We start from the raw sequence: 20,432 nt of genomic DNA on the forward strand, positions 1-20,432 counted from the left end.
GGGTGGGTCAGGAGGAGAGGGCGTCACGCATGGGGACCAGCTTGGCGACGCTCTCGGCCAGCTCCGCGGCGGGGTCGGAGCCGGCGACGATGCCACAGCCGGCGAACAGCCGCAGCCGGGAGCCGGACACCTCGGCCGAGCGCAGCGCAATGCCCCATTCGCCGTCGCCGCGGCCGTCCATCCAGCCGACAGGGCCGGCGTAGCGGGCGCGGTCGAGGCCCTCGATCTCGCGGATGACGTCGAGCGCCACGGCCGTCGGGGTGCCGCCGACCGCCGCCGACGGGTGCAGCGCGGCGGCCAGCGCCAGCGACGAGGCGTCCGAATCGGTGACACCGGCGAGGTCTGTGGCCAGGTGCATGACGTTGGGCAGGTGCAGCACGAACGGCGACTCCGGCACGTTCATGCTGGAGCAGAACGGCGCCAGCGCGTCGGCGACGGAGCGGACGGCGTACTCGTGCTCTTCGAGGTCCTTGCTGGACCGCGCAAGCGACGCCGCCAGCGCGAGGTCGTGCTCGTCGTCGCCGGTGCGGCGGATCGTGCCGGCGAGGACGCGGGACGTGACGAGGCCGCGCTCGCGCCGGACCAGCAGCTCAGGCGTCGCGCCGATCATGCCGTCGACGCTGAACGTCCAGCAGTGCGGGTAGCCGTCGGACAGTCGCTGCAGTGGCCAGCGCAGGTCGATCGGCTCCGGGCTCTCGGCGATGAGATCGCGGGCCAGCACCACCTTCTCCAGCTCGCCGGCGGTGATGCGGCGGACCGCCTCGGCGACGATCGCCTCCCACTCGGTGCCGCTGTGCGCGCCGTCGGCGTACGCGACGGCGGCCGGGCGCCGCGCCCGCGACACGTCGGGCAGCGCCGCGCCGCCGGGCAGGTTGCCGGTGACGTCGATGGTCGTCACCCACCAGCGTCCGGACCGGTGCCCGACAACGGTGTCCGGGAGCACCAGCGACGACGAGCCCGGGACGTCGTCGAAGGCGAACGAGCCGAATGCGACCGGGCCGCTGCCGGGCAGCCGCACTTCGTCGCGCACGACGGCGGTGCCGACCATGCGCCGCCACCACCGATCGGCGGCGACGAACCGGTTGGCGCCGATGGTGTCGAACCGGGCCGCCTGCCCCCACCCGACGACGCCCTCGCCCTGCCGGACCCAGGCCATCGGGAAGTCCTCGGGCAGCAGCTCCAGAAGCGGTCCCGGGTCGGGGACCTCCGTGGTGCGCACGACCATCGGCGCGGATGCGGGCAGCGTCGTCACGACCATCAAGAGTACGGCCGTGCACGGCAGCACGGTTAGAGTGGCGGACGTGACCAGGGCCTCCTTGGAGAAGCAGCCGCACGAGGTGGCGGCGATGTTCGACGACGTCGCCGAGAAGTACGACCTCACCAACGACGTGCTCTCGCTCGGCCAGGACCGCGCCTGGCGGCGGGCCGTCGTCGCGGCGGTCGGGGTCGCGCCGGGGGAGCGCGTGCTCGATCTCGCCGCCGGCACCGGTACCTCCAGCGAGCCGTTCCGGGCCCGCGGCGCGTTCGTCGTGCCGTGCGACTTCTCCCTCGGCATGCTCCGGACCGGACGGCGGACGCACGCCGACCTGCCGTTCGTGGCCGGCGACGCCACCCGGCTGCCGTTCGCCGACGCCGCCTTCGACGCGGTTACCATCTCGTTCGGCCTGCGCAACGTGCACGACCCGATCGCCGGGCTGCGCGAGCTGCTCCGCGTGACCCGGCCCGGCGGCCGGCTCGTGGTGTGCGAGTTCAGCCACCCGACGTTCGCGCCGTTCCGCAAGGTCTACGTCGAGTACCTCATGCGGGCGCTGCCGCCGGTCGCCCGCCGGGTGTCCAGCAGCCCCGACGCCTACGTGTACCTGGCCGAGTCCATCCGCGCCTGGCCCGACCAGCCCGGACTGGCCGCGTGGCTGCGCGAGGCCGGCTGGTCCGACGTCCGCTGGCGCAACCTCAGCGGCGGCATCGTCGCGCTGCATCATGCCGTGAAACCCTGACGCCCCTGACGGCGAGGCGCCCGTCGGCCGGCGTGAATTACGCAACGATGTTGATGCGTAAATCCGCAGGTCAGAGGGGGTGACCCGGGGTGAGTGACGCGACAGGGAACCCCTACACTTGGGATCGAGTGTGCGCTCGTGAACGGATTCACGAGCGTGCCGCAACGAACCGAACAGTGACACGCATCCCGAGGATCCGTCGATGAGCCAGCGCACTGGTCGCACGCGACCGAGCGCCCCGACCCGCACCGCCGGCGAGGCCGACGTCATCGTCGTCGGCGCCGGGCCGGCCGGCTCCACGACCGCGTACTACCTGGCCCGGTCCGGGCTGGACGTGCTGCTCCTCGAGAAGGCGTCGTTCCCGCGCGACAAGGTCTGCGGCGACGGCCTGACGCCGAGGGCCGTCCGGCAACTGGTCCGCATGGGCGTCGACACCAGCGCGCCCGGCTGGATTCGTAACAAGGGACTGCGCATCATCGGCGGCGGCATGCGGCTGCACCTGCCGTGGCCGGACCTGGCCAGCTACCCGAACCACGGCCTGGTCCGTACCCGCACCGACTTCGACGAGCTGCTCGCCCGGCACGCCGCGGCCGCCGGCGCCCGGCTGCACGAGCGCACCAACGTCACGGCGCCGGTGCTGGACGAGCGCACCGGCCGCATCGTCGGCGTCACCGCGAAGCCGCTGGACGAGCGCGGCCGGGCCGCCGGCGAGGCCGTCACCTACCGCGCGCCGCTGGTGATCGCGGCCGACGGCACGTCGTCGCGGCTGTCGACCGCCATGGGCATCCACAAGCGCGACGACCGCCCGATGGCCGTCGCCGTCCGCACGTACTACAAGACGCCGCGGCACGACGACGACTGGATGGAGTCGTGGCTGGAGCTGTGGGCCGACGCTGAGGACGGCCGCGGCGGCAAAATCCTTCTACCCGGCTACGGCTGGATCTTCGGCACCGGCAATGGCACCAGCAACGTCGGCCTCGGCATCACGAACACCTCGAAGGCGTTCGGCCGGGTCGACTACAAGGACATGCTGCGCCGCTGGGCCGCGCAGACGCCGCCGGAATGGGGCTTCACCGAGGAGAACCAGGTCGGTGACATCCGCAGCGCGGCGTTGCCGATGGGATTCAACCGCCAGCCCCACTACAGTCGTGGGCTGCTCCTGGTCGGCGACGCCGGCGGCATGGTCAATCCCTTCAACGGTGAAGGCATCGACTACGCGATGGAGGCGGCCGGTCTGGCGGCCACCGTCGTCGCCGACGCGCTCTCGCGGGACGCCGCCGGGCGGGAGCGGGTGCTGCAGGGCTATCCTGCGGCGCTGAAGCACGAACACGGTGGCTACTTCACGCTCGGCCGCATCTTCGTCAGATTGATCGGTGACCCACGGATCATGAGAATCGCCCGGAACCACGGCCTCCCGCGGCCCTGGCTGATGAAGTTCACGCTGAAGCTGCTGGCCAACCTGACCGACCACCGCGACGGTGACGTGTACGACCGCGTCATCAACGCGATGACCCGACTCGCCCCCGCGGCGTGAGGAGCACCATGCAGGACGTCTTGCTGAACTCAGTGCAGAGGAGTGGCCCGGCGTGAACTCGTACGCACCGATCCTCGGTCTCATCGCGATCGCCGCGGTGTTCGCGGTCGGCTCGGTGGCCTTCTCAGCCCTCGCCGGCCCGAAGCGGTTCAACCGCGCCCGCCTGGACTCCTACGAGTGCGGCATCGAACCGACCCCGCAGCCCGTGGGCGGCGGCCGGTTCCCGGTGAAGTACTACCTCACCGCGATGACGTTCATCATCTTCGACATCGAGATCATCTTCCTGTACCCGTGGGCGGTCCGCTTCGACCACCTCGGGGTCTTCGGCTTCGTCACGATGGTGATGTTCATCTTCCTGATCACCGTGCCGTTCATCTACGAGTGGCGGCGCGGCGGGCTCGACTGGGACTAGCAGAGGCGAATCATGGGTGTTGAAGAGAAGCTTCCGTCCGGCGTGCTGCTGAGCACGGTCGAGGGCCTGCTGGGCTATATGCGCAAGGGTTCGGTCTGGCCGGCGACGTTCGGCCTGGCCTGCTGCGCCATCGAGATGATGGCCTTCGGCGGTCCCCGCCACGACTCCGCCCGGTTCGGCATGGAGGTCTTCCGCGCCTCGCCGCGGCAGGCCGACCTGATGATCGTCGCCGGCCGGGTGAGCCAGAAGATGGCCCCGGTGCTGCGGCAGATCTACGACCAGATGGCCAATCCGAAGTGGGTGCTGTCGATGGGCGTCTGTGCCTCGTCCGGCGGCATGTTCAACAACTACGCCATCGTCCAGGGCGTCGACCACGTCGTGCCCGTCGACGTCTATCTGCCCGGCTGCCCGCCGCGGCCGGAGATGCTGATCGACGCCATCCTCAAGCTGCACGACCAGATCCAGCAGACCAAGCTGGGCACGCACAAGGTCGCGGCCGACGCCGAGGCCGAGGAGCGGGCTCTGGTCGTGCCGGCCACGCACGAGATGAAGGGCCTGCTCCGGTGAGCGACGACGAGAAGCGGACCGAGGCCGCCGACAGCGCGGAGAACGCGCAGGGCATGACCGGCGGAACGCAGCACCCCGACGACGTCGACGAGGCCGCCCGCACCCGCTCGGAGTCCAGCCCGGTCGACCAGCCGGGCAAGGCCGGCGAGCCCGGCGGCGGCCCGGACCAGCCGTCGAAGGAAGAGGTCACCACCGGCGGCGACGCCCGGCCCGGTGAGCAGGCGCAGACCGAGGACGAGGCGAAGGACGAGGCCGAGGAGGAGTCCCTTCCCGCGGAGCCCGAGGGGCCGGCGCTGCCGCCGGAGCACCCGTCGCGGCGCGGCATGTTCGGCGCCTACGGCGGCAGCGGCGACACCTCCGGCTACGGCCGGCTGGTGGTCCGCGACGCCAACCCGGTCCGCGGCGGCTCCACCCCGCGGCCGTGGCCGGAGGAGCTGGAGAAGCTCGGCGACGACGTCAGCGCCGCCCTGCAGGAGGCCGGCAGCACCGACACCGACGTGTTCGAGAAGGTGCTGGTCGACCGCGGCCAGGTCACGTTCTTCGTGAAGCGCGAGAAGCTGGCCGAGGTGGCCCGGATCTTCCGCGACGACCCCCAGCTGCGGTTCGAGATGTGCATGGGCGTCAACGGCGTGCACTATCCGGAGGAGATCGGCCGCGAGCTGCACGCCGTCGTCCAGCTGCTCTCGATCACCCACAACCGCCGGGTCAACCTCGAGGTCACCTGCCCCGAGACCGACCCGCACATCCCGTCGATCGTGCACACGTACCCGTCGGCCAACTGGCACGAGCGCGAGACGTACGACTTCTTCGGGATCCTCTTCGACGGCCACCCGGCACTGACCCGCATCCAGATGCCGGACGACTGGCCGGGGCACCCGCAGCGCAAGGACTACCCGCTCGGAGGCATCCCCGTGGAGTACAAGGGCGCGACCATCGCGCCGCCCGACGAGCGGAGGGCGTACAACTGATGAGCGAAGATCGAGCGGACACCTTCACGCTGAACATCGAAACCGCCAACGAACCCGACGACCCGTACGCGGGCGTCCGCGAGACCACCGAAGGCCCGGTCTACACCGTCACCGGCCAGGACTGGGACGACGTGATCGGCGCGGCCGCGGCGGGCGAGGAGCGCATCGTCGTCAACATGGGCCCGCAGCACCCGTCGACCCACGGCGTGCTCCGGCTCATCCTCGAGCTCGACGGCGAGACCGTCACCGAGGCCCGGTGCGGCATCGGCTACCTGCACACCGGCATCGAGAAGAACATGGAGTACCGGACGTGGACCCAGGGGGTCACGTTCGTGACCCGCATGGACTACCTGTCCCCGTTCTTCAACGAGGCCGCGTACGTGCTGGGTGTCGAGAAGCTGCTCGGCATCACCGACGACATCCCGGAACGCGCCAACGTCATCCGGGTCATGATGATGGAGCTCAACCGCATCTCCTCGCACCTGGTCTGCATCGCGACCGGCGGCATGGAGATGGGCGCGCTCACCATGATGACCAACGGGTTCCGCGAGCGCGAGCGCACCCTCGACCTGTTCGAGCTGATCACCGGACTGCGGATGAACAGCGCGTACATCCGTCCCGGCGGCGTCGCGCAGGACCTCCCGCCCGGCGCGGTCGAGAGCGTCCGTGGGTACCTGCGCTGGATGTGGGATCACATCGGGTCCTACGAGGAGTTCGCGAACGAGAACCCGATCTTCAAGGGCCGCACCGTCGGCGTCGGGTACCTCGACCTCGCCGGCTGTATGGCGCTGGGCATCACCGGCCCGGTGCTGCGCTCCACCGGCCTGCCGTGGGACCTGCGCAAGTCGCAGCCGTACTGCGGCTACGAGACCTACGACTTCGAGGTGCCGACCTGGGACACCGCCGACTCCTACGGGCGGTTCCGCATCCGCATCGAGGAGATGAAGCAGTCGCTGAAGATCGTCGAGCAGTGCCTGGACCGGCTGGAGCCGGGCCCGGTCATGGTCGGCGACAAGAAGATCGCCTGGCCGGCCCAGCTGGCCATCGGCAGCGACGGCATGGGCAACTCCCTCGACCACATCCGGCACATCATGGGTGAGTCGATGGAGGCGTTGATCCACCACTTCAAGCTGGTCACCGAGGGCTTCCGAGTGCCGGCCGGCGAGGTGTACGTGCCGGTCGAGTCGCCGCGTGGGGAGCTCGGCGCGCACGTGGTGTCCGACGGCGGCACCCGGCCGTGGCGGGTGCACTTCCGCGACCCGTCCTTCAACAACCTGCAGGCCGTAGCGGCGATGTGCGAGGGTTCCATGGTGGCCGACGTCATCGTGTCCGTCGCGAGCCTCGATCCGGTGATGGGTGGATGTGACCGATGACCGACCTGAACGACGTGCAGCCCGACCAGGCTGCGACCAGCCCGCTCGACGACACCGTCCGCGCGGAGATGGCGGAGATCATCGCCCGCTACCCGGAGCCGCGGTCGGCGCTGCTGCCGATGCTGCACCTCGTGCAGTCGCACCAGGGGTACGTCACGCCCGAGGGCATCGAGCTGTGCGCCGAGGTGCTCGGCATCACCGAGGCCGAGGTGGCCGCGGTCGCGACGTTCTACACGATGTACAAGCGCCGCCCGGTCGGCGAGTACCACGTCGGCGTGTGCACCAACACGCTGTGCGCGGTCATGGGTGGCGACGCCATCTGGGACGACCTGTCCGAGTACCTCGGCGTCGGCCACGACGAGACCACCGAGGACGGCAAGATCTCGCTGGAGCGGGTGGAGTGCAACGCCGCCTGCGACTACGCACCGGTCATGGTCGTGAACTGGGAGTTCATGGACAACCAGACGCCGGAATCGGCGCGCGAGCTGGTCGACCGGCTGCGCGCCGGCGAGGAGGTCGCCTCCACCCGCGGCCCCCGCGTCTGTACCTGGAAGCAGGCCGAGCGGGTGCTGGCCGGGTTCCCCGACGGCCGCGCCACCGAGGGCGTCGCCGCCGGCCCGGCCTCGGTCGTGGGCCTGGAGCTGGCGCACGAGAACGGCTGGACGGCGCCCGAGGGCGGGCAGCGCGAGCTGGGAGGTAGCACCAAGTGACCGTCACCCTGACCCCGGTCCTCACCGCCCGCTGGGACCAGGCCGACTCCTTCACCCTGCGCAACTACGAGAAGGCCGACGGCTACAAGGCGCTGCGCCGCGCGCTGCAACGCAAGCCCGAGGACATCGTCGAGATGGTGAAGGACTCCGGACTGCGCGGCCGCGGCGGCGCCGGCTTCCCGACGGGGATGAAGTGGAGCTTCATCCCGAAGGACTCGGCCAAGCCGACCTACCTGGTGGTGAACGCCGACGAGTCCGAGCCGGGCACCTGCAAGGACATCCCGCTGATGATGGCCGACCCGCATGTGCTGGTCGAGGGCGTCATCATCACGTCCTACGCCATCGGCGCCAAGCACGCGTTCATCTACGTGCGCGGCGAGGTGCTGCACGTCTTCCGCCGGGTGATGAACGCCGTCGCCGAGGCGTACGAGTCCGGCTACCTGGGCCAGGACATCCTCGGCTCCGGGTTCGACCTCGACGTCGTGGTGCACGCCGGCGCCGGCGCGTACATCTGCGGCGAGGAGACCGCGCTGCTCGACTCGCTGGAGGGCCGCCGCGGCCAGCCCCGGCTCAAGCCGCCGTTCCCGGCGGTGGCCGGCCTGTACGCGTCACCCACCGTCATCAACAACGTCGAGACCATCGCCTCGGTGCCGTCCATCGTGTCCGGTGGCGCGGAGTGGTTCCGCAGTATGGGCAACGAGAAGTCGCCCGGCTACGGCATCTTCTCGCTGTCCGGCCACGTCACGAAGCCCGGCCAGTACGAGGCGCCGCTGGGCATCACCCTGCGCGAGCTGCTCGATCTCGCCGGCGGCATCCGCAACGGGCACGAGCTGAAGTTCTGGACGCCGGGCGGCTCGTCGACGCCGATGCTCACGGCCGAACACATGGACGTCCCGCTGGACTTCGAGGGCATGGCCGGCGCCGGCTCGATGCTGGGCACCCGGGCGCTGCAGATCTTCGACGACACCACCTGCGTGGTCCGCGCGACCGCCCGGTGGATCGAGTTCTACAAGCACGAGTCCTGCGGCAAGTGCACGCCCTGCCGCGAGGGCTTCTGGTGGATGGTGCAGATCCTCGAGCGCCTCGAGAAGGGCGAGGGCACCGAGGCCGACCTGGACAAGCTGCTGGACATGAGCGATAACATCGCTGGCCGCTCGTTCTGTGCGCTCGCCGACGGCGGGGTGGCACCGGTGGTCTCGTCCATCCAGTACTTCCGCGACGAGTACATCGCGCACTTCGAGCACGGCGGCTGCCCGTTCGACCCGGCCGCCTCGACGCTGTTCGCGCAGGAACTGGGGGCCAAGGCCTGATGACCGTGACGACCAACTCCACGTCCGACGCCGTGGAGCCGCAGCCGAACCTGGTGACGGTCACCATCGACGGCTTCGAGGTGAGCGTGCCCGAGGGCACGCTGGTCATCCGCGCTGCCGAGCTGATCGGCATCCAGATCCCGCGGTTCTGCGACCACCCGCTGCTCGAGCCCGTCGGCGCCTGCCGCCAGTGCATGGTCGAGGTGCCCGACATGGGCAACGGCCGCGGCATGCCCAAGCCGCAGGCGTCCTGCACGCTCACCGTCGCGCCGGGGATGGTGATCAAGACCCAGTTCTCCTCGCCGGTCGCCGACAAGGCGCAGCAGGGGATCATGGAGTTCCTGCTGATCAACCACCCGCTCGACTGCCCCGTCTGCGACAAGGGCGGCGAGTGCCCGCTGCAGAACCAGGCGATGAGCAACGGCCGCGGCGACTCCCGCTACGAGGGCAAGAAGCGCACGTTCCCGAAGCCGATCAACATCTCCGCCCAGGTGCTGCTCGACCGCGAGCGGTGCGTCCTGTGCGCCCGGTGCACCCGGTTCTCCAAGGAGATCGCCGGCGACCCGTTCATCGAGCTGCTCGAGCGCGGCTCGCTGCAGCAGGTGGGCATCTACGAAAAGGAGCCGTTCGAGAGCTACTTCTCCGGCAACACCATCCAGATCTGCCCTGTCGGCGCGCTGACCAGCGCGGCGTACCGGTTCCGGTCGCGTCCGTTCGACCTGGTGTCGGTCCCGTCGGTCGCCGAGCACGACGCTTGCGGCAGCGCGATCCGGGTCGACTACCGCCGCGACACGGTCATGCGCCGGCTGGCCGGCGACGACCCCGAGGTCAACGAGGAGTGGATCACCGACAAGGACCGCTTCGCGTTCCGCTGGCCGACGCTCGACGACCGCCTCACGCACCCCCTGGTCCGCGACGAGGAGACCGGCGAGCTGGTCCCGGCGTCGTGGCCCGAGGCGCTGACGCTGGCGTCGCAGGGCCTGGCCCGATCGCGCGACGCCGGCGGCGTCGGCGTCCTGACCGGCGGCCGGCTGACGCTCGAGGACGCCTACGCGTACGCGAAGTTCACCCGGGTCGTTCTCGACACCAATGACGTCGACTTCCGCGCGCGCCCGCACTCGGCCGAGGAGGCCGGGTTCCTGGCGTCGGTGGCCGGCTCCGGCCTGGGAGTCACGTTCACCGACGTCGAGAAGGCACCGGCGGTGTTGCTGGTCGGGCTCGAGCCCGAGGAGGAGGCGGGCGCGCTGTTCCTGCGGCTGCGCAAGGCCAACCGGAAGAACGGCACGCAGGTGCACGCCATCGCGCCGTACGCCACCCGCGGCCTGACGAAGACCGGCGGCACCCTGCTGCCGGCCGCGCCCGGCACCGAGCCCGAGATCCTCAACGCCATCACGCTCGGCGACGACCGCGTCACCTACCTGGCCGAGGCGCTGCGCGAGAAGGGCGCGGTCATCCTGGTCGGCTCGCGGCTGGCGACGATCCCGGGCGCGCTCTCCGCGGCCGCCCGCGTCGCCACCGTCACCGGCGCCCGGCTGGCCTGGGTGCCGCGGCGGGCCGGAGAGCGCGGTGCGCTCGAGGCCGGCGCGCTGCCGACGCTGCTGCCCGGCGGGCGTCCGGTGGCCGACCCGGAGGCCCGGGTCGACGTCGCCGCCGCCTGGTCCGTCGAGTCGCTGCCGTCGCTGCCCGGCCGCGACACCACCGGCATCCTGTCCGCGCTGACCAGCGGCGTGCTGGCCGGTGCGCTGGTGGCCGGCGTCGAGCTGGCCGACCTGCCCGACCCGGCCGCAGCGAAGCGCGCGCTCGAGGCCGCCGGCTTCGTCGTCAGCCTCGAGGTGCGGCGCAGCGAGGTCACCGAGCTCGCCGACATCGTGCTGCCGGTGGCGCCGCCGGTCGAGAAGGCCGGCACGTTCGTCAACTGGGAAGGCCGGGCCCGGCCGTTCCCCGCGGTGCTCGCGCACACGCCGTCGCTCAGCGACGCCGCCGTGCTCGACGCCGTCGCCGGTGAGCTGGGCATCCACCTCGGCCTGCGCGACGTCGACGACGTCCGCGCCGAGATCGCCGAGCTGGGCGTCTGGGACGGCGCCCGGCCGGAGTCCACCGACACCCCGCCCGCCGGCCCGCCACGGCCCGGTGAGCGCGAGGCGGTGCTGGCCACCTGGAAGCTCATGCTCGACGGCGGCCGGCTGCAGGACGGCGAACCGCACCTGGCGGCGACGGCGAAGAGCGCTGAGGCGCGCATCTCCGCCGGCACCGCTGCCGAGGTGGGCGTCGCAGACGGTGAGTGGCTCACCGTCCGGACGGGGACCGGCTCGGTCACCGTCCCGGTGCGCGTGACGGAGATGCCCGATCGCGTGGTCTGGCTGCCGGAGAACTCGAACGGCTCGACGCTGCACCAGACGCTGGGTGCCGCCGCAGGTTCCGTGGTCAAGCTCGCAGGTGGAGGCGCCCACTCATGATCGCGACGCAGAACTACGACGAGATCGCCGGGTTCGGCAACGACCCCTGGTGGATCATCGCCATCAAGTGCCTGGCGATCTTCGTGCTGTGCGTCGTCCTGACGCTGTTCAACATCGTCTTCGAGCGCAAGGTCGTGGCGCGCATGCAGCACCGCCTCGGCCCGAACCGCACCGGGCCGTTCGGCAGCCTGCAGAGCCTCGCCGACGGCGTGAAGCTGATGTTCAAAGAGGACATCATCCCGAAGGCAGCCGACAAGATCGTCTACATCGCCGCGCCGCTCGTCGCGGTGATCCCGTCGTTCCTCATCCTCTCGGTCATCCCGCTGGGTCCCGAGGTCTCGATCTTCGGTCACGAAACCCGGCTGCAGCTGACCGACACGCCCGTGGCCGTGCTGTTCACGCTGGCCATCGCGTCGGTCGGCGTCTACGGGCTGATGATGGCCGGCTGGTCCAGCGGCTCCACCTACCCACTGCTCGGCGGCCTGCGCTCGACCGCGCAGGTCATCTCGTACGAGCTGATCATGGGGCTGTCGTTCGTCGGCGTCTTCCTGTTCGCCGGCACCATGTCGACGTCGGGCATCGTCGCGGAGCAGGAACGGCTCTGGTACGGCATCATCCTGCTGCCGTCCTTCCTCATCTACCTCATCTCGATGGTCGGCGAGACGAACCGGGCGCCGTTCGACCTGCCCGAGGCCGAGGGCGAGCTGGTGGCCGGCTGGGGCACCGAGTACTCGTCGATCAAGTACGCGATGTTCTTCCTCGCCGAGTACATCAACATGGTCAACGTCTCGGCCATCGCCACCACGCTGTTCCTGGGCGGATGGCGGGCGCCCTGGCCCCTCTCGGCCGTCAACGACGGCATGTTCAACACCGGCTGGTGGCCGCTGCTGTGGTTCTTCGCCAAGGTGATCCTGCTGATCTTCGTCTTCGTCTGGCTGCGCGGCACGCTGCCCCGGCTGCGCTACGACCAGTTCATGCACTTCTGCTGGAAGTGGCTGCTGCCGATCTCGCTGGTCTGGATCGTCCTGGTGGCCGGCATGCGGCTGGCGTTCAACGAGGGCATCGAGCGCAACCAGATCCTCCTGTACGGCGGCATCGTGGTCGCGGTGCTGCTGATCGGCAGCCTGCTGATCCCGGAGAAGAAGACACCGGCCGAGCCGGAGCCGGCCGAGGAGCCGGAGTTCGACGCGTTCGCCGGCGGCCATCCGGTGCCGCCGCTGCCGGGCCAGGAGTTCGTGGCGGCACGCATCCCCGCGGCCACCACCAAGACTGACGACCGTACCGAGGAGAGCAGTCGTGCCTAAGTTCCTCGACCCGGTGGCGGGGTTCGGAGTCACGTTCCGGACCATGTTCCGCAAGCCGGTCACCGAGCAGTACCCGGAGCAGCCGCATCCGGTGGCGCCGCGCTTCCACGGTCGGCACCAGCTCAACCGGCACCCCGACGGCCTGGAGAAGTGCGTCGGGTGCGAGCTGTGCGCGTGGGCGTGTCCGGCCGACGCCATCTACGTCGAGGGTGCCTCCAACACCGACGAGGAGCGCTACTCGCCGGGCGAGCGGTACGGCCGCGTCTACCAGATCAACTACCTGCGCTGCATCCTCTGCGGCCTGTGCATCGAGGCGTGTCCGACCCGCGCGCTCACGATGACCAACGAGTACGAGCTGGCCGACCACACGCGCGAGAGCCTCATCTACGAGAAGAAGGACTTGCTCGCGCCGCTGCTGCCCGGCATGGAGGAGCCGCCGCACCCGATGCGGCTCGGCGACGACGAGCGCGACTACTACCTCGGCGCGGGGCTGGGCCGCACCGGCGGAGAGGGGGCGTCGCGGTGATCACGCAGTCCGTGACCGCGTGGGCGACGCTGGCCGCCGAGACCACCGGCTCCGGGTCGGGTGGCTCCGGCGGCGAGACGGCGTTGTTCTGGATCATGGCGCCGCTCGCGGTGCTCGGCGCGCTGGGCCTGGTGTTCTCGCGCAAGGCCGTCCACGGCGCGCTGAGTCTGGCCGTCACGATGATCTCGCTGGCGCTGTTCTACATCGCCCAGGAGGCGCCGTTCCTCGGCGTCGTGCAGATCGTCGTCTACACCGGCGCGATCATGATGCTGTTCCTCTTCGTGATCATGCTGGTCGGCGTCGACTCCTCCGACTCCCGGGTGGAGACGATTCGCGGCCAGCGGGTCGCGGCGGCGCTCGCCGTCGCCGGCGTCGTGCTGCTGCTGGCCACAGTGACCCTCCGGGCCACGCTGCCGGAGGAACCGGCCGGGCTCGCGCAGGCGGCGCCGGACGGCAACGTGCCGGCCATCGCCGACCTCATCTTCGGCACCTACTTCTGGGCCTTCGAGGTGGTGGCCGTACTGTTGATCACCGCCGCCGTCGGCGCCATGACGCTGACGCACCGCGAGCGGCTCTCGCGCCGGTCCTCGCAGAAGGAACTGTCGATCAAGCGGTTCAGCGAGGGCCCGCCCGGGGAGGCCGCCGGGCTCCCGGTCCCGGGCGTGTACGCGCGGCACAACGCCGTCGACACCCCGGCGCTGCTGCCCGACGGCAAGCCGAGCGAGGCGTCGATCAACCGGGTGCTGGTCGCACGCGGTGCGGCGCGCTCGAGCGAGGAGTTCCGGCACCACCCGACTCCTGCCGACGTCGAGGCGGCGGCGGAGGGTGAGGCCGACGAGCCGGCCGGCGAGATCGGCCCCGACGACGACGCGTCCGGAGGTGAGCGGGCATGAACCCGACGAACTACCTGGTGTTGTCGATCATCCTGTTCTCGATCGGCGCGGCCGGCGTGCTCGTCCGGCGCAACGCGCTGGTGGCGTTCATGTCCGTGGAGCTCATGCTCAACGCGGCCAACCTGGCGTTCGTCACCTTCGCCCGGATGCACGGCAACCTCGACGGCCAGATCGTGGCGTTCTTCGTCATGGTCGTGGCGGCGGCCGAGGTCGTCGTCGGGCTGGCGATCATCGTGACGATCTTCCGAACTCGCAGGTCCGCGTCGGTTGACGACGCCAGCCTGCTGAAGCTCTGACGGGCGTGAGGAACCAGTGACTTCCACACTCAGCGCGCTGGCGACTGCTGTCGCCACCGAGGGGGGCCACGGCGGCGGCCAGGCGGTCGCCGAGGCCACCGGCGTCTTCGACCTCACCTGGCTGCTCATCGTGTTCCCGGTGCTGGGCGCCGCGATCCTGCTGCTCGGTGGCCGGCGCACCGACAAGGTCGGCCACCTCATCGGCTGCGCGGCGTCGATCGCGTCGTTCCTCATGGGCGCGGTGCTGTTCTTCGCCATGCTCGGCGAACCGGCCGACGGCCGCGCGTTCACCGTCCAGCTCTGGGAGTACGTCAACGCCGGCGGCTACAGCGTCGACGTGACCCTGCTGCTCGACCAGCTGTCCGTGTCATTCGTGCTGCTGATCACCGGCGTCGGGTCGCTGATCCACGTCTACTCGATCGGCTACATGGAGCACGACGAGCGGCGGCGCCGGTTCTTCGGCTACCTGAACCTGTTCGTCGCGGCGATGCTGCTGCTGGTGCTGGCCTCTGACTACCTCATCCTGTTCATCGGCTGGGAGGGCGTCGGCCTGGCGTCATACCTGCTGATCGGGTTCTGGCAGCACAAGCCGTCGGCGGCCATCGCGGCGAAGAAGGCGTTCGTCGTCAACCGCGTCGGCGACATGGGCATGGTCCTGGCGATGGCGTCGATGATCACGGTCTTCGGCACGACGGCGTTCGACGCGGTGTTCGCGTCGGCCGAGGGCGCGTCGACCGGCTGGCTCACCGCCATCGGCGTGTTCCTGTTGCTCGGCGCCTGCGGCAAGTCGGCGCAGTTCCCGCTGCAGTCCTGGCTCCTGGACGCGATGGAGGGCCCGACCCCGGTGTCGGCGCTCATCCATGCGGCCACCATGGTGACCGCCGGCGTCTACCTGATCGTCCGGTCCGCTGCCATCTACGACCTCGCTCCCGACGCGCGCACCGCGGTCGTCGTCGTGGGCGCGATCACGCTGCTCATGGGTGCGATCATCGGTTGCGCCAAGGACGACATCAAGAAGGCGCTGGCCGGCTCGACGATGAGCCAGATCGGCTACATGACGCTGGCGGCGGGCCTCGGCCCGGCCGGGTACGCGTTCGCGATCTTCCACCTGCTGACGCACGGCTTCTTCAAGGCCAACCTGTTCCTCGGCGCCGGCTCGGTGATGCACGGCATGCACGACGAGGTCAACATGCGCCGCTTCGGCGGGCTGCGGATCATGATGCCGGTCACGTTCGTCACGTTCGCGATGGGCTACCTGGCCATCATCGGCATCCCGCCGTTCGCCGGGTACTTCTCCAAGGACCGCATCATCGAGGCGGCGTTCGCGGACAACTGGATCACCGGCCTGGCCACGCTGCTGGGTGCCGGCATCACCGCGTTCTACATGAGCCGCCTCATGTTCATGACGTTCTTCGGCAACCGCCGGTGGCATCAGAACGAGCCGCCGCACGAGTCGTCGCCGGTCATGACCGTCCCGCTGATCGTGCTGGCCGTGCTGTCGGTCGTCGGCGGTTTCGGGCTGCTGTACCTAGGCGCGGACATCGTCGACTGGCTGGCGCCGGTCACCGGTGAGGCGCACCACGAGCTGCCGATGCCGCTGTGGCTACTGATCACCATCACGCTGGCCACCGTGGTCGTCGGGGTCGCCATCGCCTGGGCCATGTACGGCCGCCGGGCGGTCCGCGAGGACGTCCCGGCCGGCAACCCGCTCACCGTCGCCGCCCGCAACGACCTCTACGGCGACGCGTTCAACGAGGCGGTGTTCATGCGGCCGGGCCAGTACCTGACCCGCTCGCTGGTCTACCTCGAGAACCGCGGCGTCGACGGAGCCGTGGTCGGCACCGCCACCGCCGTCGGCGGTCTGTCGGCCCGGCTGCGGCGCTGGCAGACCGGTTTCGTCCGTTCCTATGCCGTGACGATGCTCGGCGGCGTCGGCGTCGTCGTGCTGGCCATGCTGTTGGTGAGGCTGCCGTGACCTTTCCCTGGTTGACCACGCTCATCGCGCTGCCGGCGCTCGGGGCGGTGCTGACCGCCCTGGTGCCGTCCGGGCGGGGCACGCTCGCCAAGCAGGTCGCGACGGGCTTCGCGCTGCTGACGCTGGTGATCGGTGCGCTGATCAGCATCCAGTACCTGTTCGACGTCGACATGGGCGTCGAGGCGGAGACCTACGAGTGGATCGCCGAGTTCGGGGCCTCGTGGGCGCTGGACGTCCACGGCATCAGCCTCGCGCTGGTCGCGCTGACCGTGCTGGCGACGCCGATCGTCGCGCTGGCGATGTGGCACGAGGCCGAGGACGAGAAGCGCGACCCGAAGGCGTTCTTCTCGCTGCTGCTGGTGGTCGAGGCGCTGACGCTGACGGCGTTCCTCTCGCAGGACGTGCTGCTGTTCTACGTCGTCTTCGAGGCCATGCTGATCCCGCTGTACTTCATGATCGGCATGTACGGCGGCCCGCAGCGCCGCTACGCCGCGGTGAAGTTCCTGCTCTACAACCTGGTCGGCGGGCTGGCCATGCTGGCCGCTGTCATCGGGCTGTACGTGGAATCGGTGAACTCCGGCAATCCATCCTTCTTCCTGCCCGACCTGGTCGCGCTGGACATCGACACCACCACCCAGTGGTGGCTGTTCATCGGCTTCATGCTGGCGTTCGCGATCAAGGCGCCGCTGTGGCCGTTCCACACCTGGCTGCCCGACGCCGCGGCCGAGGCCACGCCGTCGAACGCGGCGTTCCTGTCCGGCGTCGCGGACAAGGTCGGCACCTACGGCATGATCGCGCTGGTGCTGCCGTTGTTCCCGGACGCGTCACGCGACGCCGCGCCGGTGATCGTCGTGCTGGCCGTCGTCAGCATCATCTACGGTGCGCTGCTGGCCGTCGGCCAGACCGACATGAAGCGGCTGATCGGCTACACGTCGATCTCGCACTTCGGCTTCATCGTGCTGGGCATCTTCGCGCTGACCGGCGAGGCCGCCACCGGCGCGACCTTCTACATGGTGAACCACGGCCTGTCGACCATCGCGCTGTTCGTAGTCGTCGGGTTCCTCGTCAGCCGGCGCGGCTCGCGGCAGGTCGAGGACTTCGGCGGCGTGCAGAAACCGGCGCCGAAGTTGGCCGGCGCGTTCATGTTCGCCGGCCTGTCCGGGCTGGCGCTGCCGCCGCTGTCGACGTTCCTGTCGGAGTTCCTGGTCATCTCCGGGACGTTCCTGCGGTACCGGCCGGCCGCGATCATCGCGACGCTCGGCATCGTGCTGTCCGCGCTGTACATCCTGTGGCTCTACCAGCGGACCATGACCGGTCCGGTGCGGCCGGCGGTCGAGGGCATGCCCGACCTGCGCACCCGGGAGGTCGCGGTCGTCGCTCCGCTGCTGGCGCTGCTGCTGGTCGTCGGGGTCTTCCCGAAGCCGCTGACCGACGCCATCGACGAGGCCGTAGGGCCGACGCTCGTCGAGGTCGGCGTCGAACAACCCGAGCCGCTGGCTCCCGTCGCTGAACACGTCGAGGAAGGGACTGGCCGGTGAACGCCCCGACCATCGAGTACGCCGAGCTGGCGCCGCTCATCACGATCTTCGGCGCCGCCGTCATCGGCGTCCTGATCGAGGCGTTCGTCCCGCGGAAGCTGCGGCACCCGATCCAGGTCGGGCTGACGCTGCTGGCGCTGGTGGCGTCGCTGGTCCAGGTGATCCTGCTGGCCGGCACCGGCATCGTCGCGGCGGTCGGCGCGGTCGCCGTCGACGGACCGGCGCTGTTCCTGCAGGGCACCATCCTGGTGCTGGCGATCATCAGCGTCGCGTTCTTCGCCGAGCGGCGGCTGGAGGCCGGTGGCGACGCGTTCGCCCCGGCCGCCTCGTCGCTGCCGGGCAGCGAGGAGGAGCGGGTCCTCGTCCGCGAGCGGATGCTGCAGACCGAGGTCTACCCGCTGGTGCTGTTCGCCGTCGGCGGCATGATGCTGTTCCCGGCCTCGAACGACCTGCTGACGCTGTTCATCGCGCTCGAGGTCATGTCGCTGCCGCTGTACCTGCTGTGCGGCATGGCGCGCCGGCGCCGGCTGCTCTCGCAGGAGGCCGCACTCAAGTACTTCCTGCTCGGCGCCTTCTCGTCGGCGATCTTCCTGTTCGGCATGGCGTTCGTCTACGGCTACGCCGGCACGCTGCGGTTCGGGGAGATCTCCGAGGCGCTGACGGCGAACATCGGGCAGGACGGCGTCCTGCTGGCCGGCGTCGGGCTGATGGCGGTGGGCCTGCTGTTCAAGGTCGGCGCGGTGCCGTTCCACTCGTGGACGCCCGACGTCTACCAGGGTGCGCCGACCCCCATCACCGGGTTCATGGCGGCGTGCACCAAGCTGGCGGCGTTCGGCGCGATGGTGCGGCTGTTCTACGTCGCGTTCGGCGGGCTGCGCACCGACTGGCAGCCGATGCTGTGGGCCGTCGCGATCGCCACCATGCTCGTCGGCGCCGTCGTCGCCCTGACGCAGACCGACATCAAGCGGATGCTGGCCTACTCGTCGATCGCGCACGCCGGGTTCGTGCTCACCGCGATGGTGGCCGCCGACTCGTCGGCCACCGCGGCGATCCTGTTCTACCTGGCCACGTACGGCATCGCGACGCTCGGCGCGTTCGCCGTCGTGACTCTGGTCCGCGACTCCGGCGGCGAGGCCACCCACCTGGCCAAGTGGGCCGGGCTGGGCCGGCGCTCGCCGATCCTGGCGGCGACGTTCGCGCTGTTCCTGCTCGCGTTCGCAGGCATCCCGCTCACCAGCGGGTTCGTCGGCAAGCTGACGGTATTCACGGCCGCCGTCGACGGCGGCGCCGCGCCGCTGGTCGTGGTCGGCGTCATCGCCAGCGCCGTGGCGGCGTTCTTCTACGTGCGGGTCATCGTGCTGATGTTCTTCAGCGACCCCGCGCCGGAGGGCCCGACCGTCGCGGTGCCGAGCCTGTGGACGGCGGTCGGCATCACGCTGGGCGCCGCGGCGACCCTGCTGCTGGGCATCGTGCCCGGCCCGCTGCTGGACCTGGCGCAGCAGGCGTCCATATTCGTTCGTTAGAGTGGATGCTCCTGCTGGGTGAACGCGCCCGGCTACGAGGGAGGGGCCGGGGTTTGAGCAGCGGTCTGGGCATTCCGCCTGTCGACAGCGCACTCGAGGCGTCCATCAGCGCCTGCCTCGACGACGTCGAGGCGCGGCTCCTGGCGGCCGTCAAGTCCGACGACGCCATACTCAGCGAGAGCTCGCGGCACCTGGCGCAGGCCGGCGGCAAGCGGTTCCGGCCCATGCTCACGCTGCTGGCGGCCGGCTTCGGCGACATCGACGCGCCGAAGGTCGTGCCGGCCGCCGTCGTCGTCGAGCTCACCCACGTCGGCACGCTCTACCACGACGACGTCATGGACGAGGCGCAGCTGCGGCGGGGCGGTCCCAGCGCCAACGCGCGGTGGGGCAACAGCGTCGCCATCCTCACCGGTGACTTCCTGTTCGCCTGTGCGTCGGACCTGCTGGCCGACCTCGGTGCCGAGTCGGTGCGCATCCAGGCGCGGACCTTCCAGCGCCTGGTGCACGGCCAGCTGCACGAGACCCTCGGCCCACGTGATGGCGAGGACGCAGTCGCGCACTACCTCTCCGTCCTCTCCGACAAGACGGCCTCGCTGATCGCCGCGTCCACCCGGCTCGGCGCCCTGCACGCCGGCGTCGATGCCTCGCAGGTCGAGGTGCTCGGCCAGTTCGGCGAGCGCATCGGCATGGCGTTCCAGCTGGCCGACGACCTCCTCGACATCGCCGGCTCCGAGCGGCTGTCCGGCAAGACCCCCGGCACCGACCTGCGTGAGGGCGTCGCCACGCTGCCGGTGCTGTACGCCCGCCGGGCCGCCCGCCCGGGCGACGAGCGGCTGCTGTCGCTGATCTCCGGTCCCGTGGTCGATGACGCCGACCACGCCGAGGCGCTGGAGCTGCTGCGCGCCCACCCGGCCATGGCCGAGGCCTCCGCCGACGTCCGCCGCTGGGCCGACGACGCCCGCGCCACACTGGACGCGCTGCCCGACCTCCCGGCCCGCGCCGCCCTGCACGCCCTCTGCGACAGCGTCGTCACCCGCATGTCCTGACCGACCC

General features: G+C 70.4%; 17 protein-coding genes and 1 pseudogene. 17 read left to right on the plus strand and 1 reads right to left on the minus strand.

Going from position 1 to position 20,432, the window contains the following annotated elements; translation table 11 throughout:
* Positions 1-7: 7 nt before the first annotated feature.
* On the minus strand, positions 8-1,258 hold the full coding sequence (locus E1262_RS28900; RefSeq protein WP_132107801.1) for an isochorismate synthase: 1,251 nt from the start codon (positions 1,256-1,258) through the stop codon (positions 8-10).
* Positions 1,259-1,301: 43 nt separating this feature from the next.
* On the opposite strand from E1262_RS28900, the gene E1262_RS28905 reads away from it, so the two are divergent.
* From E1262_RS28905 to E1262_RS28985, 17 genes and pseudogenes are all read left to right on the plus strand, one after another.
* Positions 1,302-1,994: a demethylmenaquinone methyltransferase gene (locus E1262_RS28905; RefSeq protein ID WP_132107802.1), complete on the plus strand. Its 693-nt coding sequence runs from the start codon at positions 1,302-1,304 to the stop codon at positions 1,992-1,994.
* Positions 1,995-2,196: 202 nt separating this feature from the next.
* The gene (locus E1262_RS28910) at positions 2,197-3,528 is read left to right on the plus strand and encodes a geranylgeranyl reductase family protein (RefSeq protein WP_132107803.1); all 1,332 of its coding nucleotides are present in this window, start codon (positions 2,197-2,199) and stop codon (positions 3,526-3,528) included.
* Positions 3,529-3,580: 52 nt separating this feature from the next.
* Positions 3,581-3,940, plus strand: a complete 360-nt coding sequence (locus tag E1262_RS28915; protein ID WP_132107804.1) for an NADH-quinone oxidoreductase subunit A — start codon at positions 3,581-3,583, stop codon at positions 3,938-3,940.
* Positions 3,941-3,952: 12 nt separating this feature from the next.
* Complete coding sequence (locus E1262_RS28920; protein WP_132107805.1) at positions 3,953-4,507, plus strand: NuoB/complex I 20 kDa subunit family protein; 555 nt, start codon at positions 3,953-3,955, stop codon at positions 4,505-4,507.
* A gap of 215 nt (positions 4,508-4,722) precedes the next feature.
* Positions 4,723-5,475, plus strand: a pseudogene (locus tag E1262_RS28925) (NADH-quinone oxidoreductase subunit C); the annotation flags it as partial.
* A complete protein-coding gene (locus E1262_RS28930) occupies positions 5,475-6,848 on the plus strand; it encodes an NADH-quinone oxidoreductase subunit D (protein WP_132107806.1) in 1,374 nt (457 codons plus the stop codon). The pseudogene E1262_RS28925 and the gene E1262_RS28930, both read left to right, overlap by 1 nt.
* On the plus strand, positions 6,845-7,558 hold the full coding sequence (gene nuoE, locus E1262_RS28935) for an NADH-quinone oxidoreductase subunit NuoE (protein WP_132107807.1): 714 nt from the start codon (positions 6,845-6,847) through the stop codon (positions 7,556-7,558). Before E1262_RS28930 ends, nuoE begins: the two co-directional genes overlap by 4 nt.
* Positions 7,555-8,868 carry an NADH-quinone oxidoreductase subunit NuoF gene (nuoF, locus tag E1262_RS28940; protein ID WP_132107808.1) on the plus strand — a complete coding sequence of 438 codons (1,314 nt, stop codon included), beginning with the start codon at positions 7,555-7,557 and terminating at the stop codon, positions 8,866-8,868. The genes nuoE and nuoF overlap by 4 nt, the downstream gene beginning before the upstream one ends.
* Positions 8,868-11,324, plus strand: coding sequence for an NADH-quinone oxidoreductase subunit G (locus E1262_RS28945; protein ID WP_132107809.1), 2,457 nt, complete (start codon positions 8,868-8,870; stop codon positions 11,322-11,324). Before nuoF ends, E1262_RS28945 begins: the two co-directional genes overlap by 1 nt.
* Positions 11,321-12,628, plus strand: coding sequence for an NADH-quinone oxidoreductase subunit NuoH (nuoH, locus tag E1262_RS28950; protein WP_132107810.1), 1,308 nt, complete (start codon positions 11,321-11,323; stop codon positions 12,626-12,628). Before E1262_RS28945 ends, nuoH begins: the two co-directional genes overlap by 4 nt.
* A gap of 43 nt (positions 12,629-12,671) precedes the next feature.
* Positions 12,672-13,154 (plus strand): NADH-quinone oxidoreductase subunit NuoI, encoded by a 483-nt coding sequence (nuoI, locus tag E1262_RS28955; RefSeq protein WP_420810572.1) that lies wholly within the window; start codon positions 12,672-12,674, stop codon positions 13,152-13,154.
* 29 nt (positions 13,155-13,183) lie between these two features.
* Positions 13,184-14,047, plus strand: a complete 864-nt coding sequence (locus E1262_RS28960) for an NADH-quinone oxidoreductase subunit J (RefSeq protein WP_420810573.1) — start codon at positions 13,184-13,186, stop codon at positions 14,045-14,047.
* Complete coding sequence (nuoK, locus tag E1262_RS28965) at positions 14,044-14,343, plus strand: NADH-quinone oxidoreductase subunit NuoK (protein WP_132107812.1); 300 nt, start codon at positions 14,044-14,046, stop codon at positions 14,341-14,343. Before E1262_RS28960 ends, nuoK begins: the two co-directional genes overlap by 4 nt.
* 121 nt (positions 14,344-14,464) lie before the next feature.
* Positions 14,465-16,318 (plus strand): NADH-quinone oxidoreductase subunit L, encoded by a 1,854-nt coding sequence (gene nuoL, locus E1262_RS28970; protein ID WP_420810574.1) that lies wholly within the window; start codon positions 14,465-14,467, stop codon positions 16,316-16,318.
* A complete protein-coding gene (locus E1262_RS28975; protein WP_132107813.1) occupies positions 16,315-17,856 on the plus strand; it encodes an NADH-quinone oxidoreductase subunit M in 1,542 nt (513 codons plus the stop codon). The genes nuoL and E1262_RS28975 overlap by 4 nt, the downstream gene beginning before the upstream one ends.
* Positions 17,853-19,379: an NADH-quinone oxidoreductase subunit NuoN gene (gene nuoN / locus E1262_RS28980; protein ID WP_132107814.1), complete on the plus strand. Its 1,527-nt coding sequence runs from the start codon at positions 17,853-17,855 to the stop codon at positions 19,377-19,379. Before E1262_RS28975 ends, nuoN begins: the two co-directional genes overlap by 4 nt.
* 5 nt (positions 19,380-19,384) lie before the next feature.
* Positions 19,385-20,425, plus strand: coding sequence for a polyprenyl synthetase family protein (locus E1262_RS28985; protein ID WP_132107815.1), 1,041 nt, complete (start codon positions 19,385-19,387; stop codon positions 20,423-20,425).
* Positions 20,426-20,432 lie beyond the last annotated feature (7 nt).

The organism is Jiangella aurantiaca, assembly GCF_004349105.1.
Taxonomy (GTDB): domain Bacteria; phylum Actinomycetota; class Actinomycetes; order Jiangellales; family Jiangellaceae; genus Jiangella; species Jiangella aurantiaca.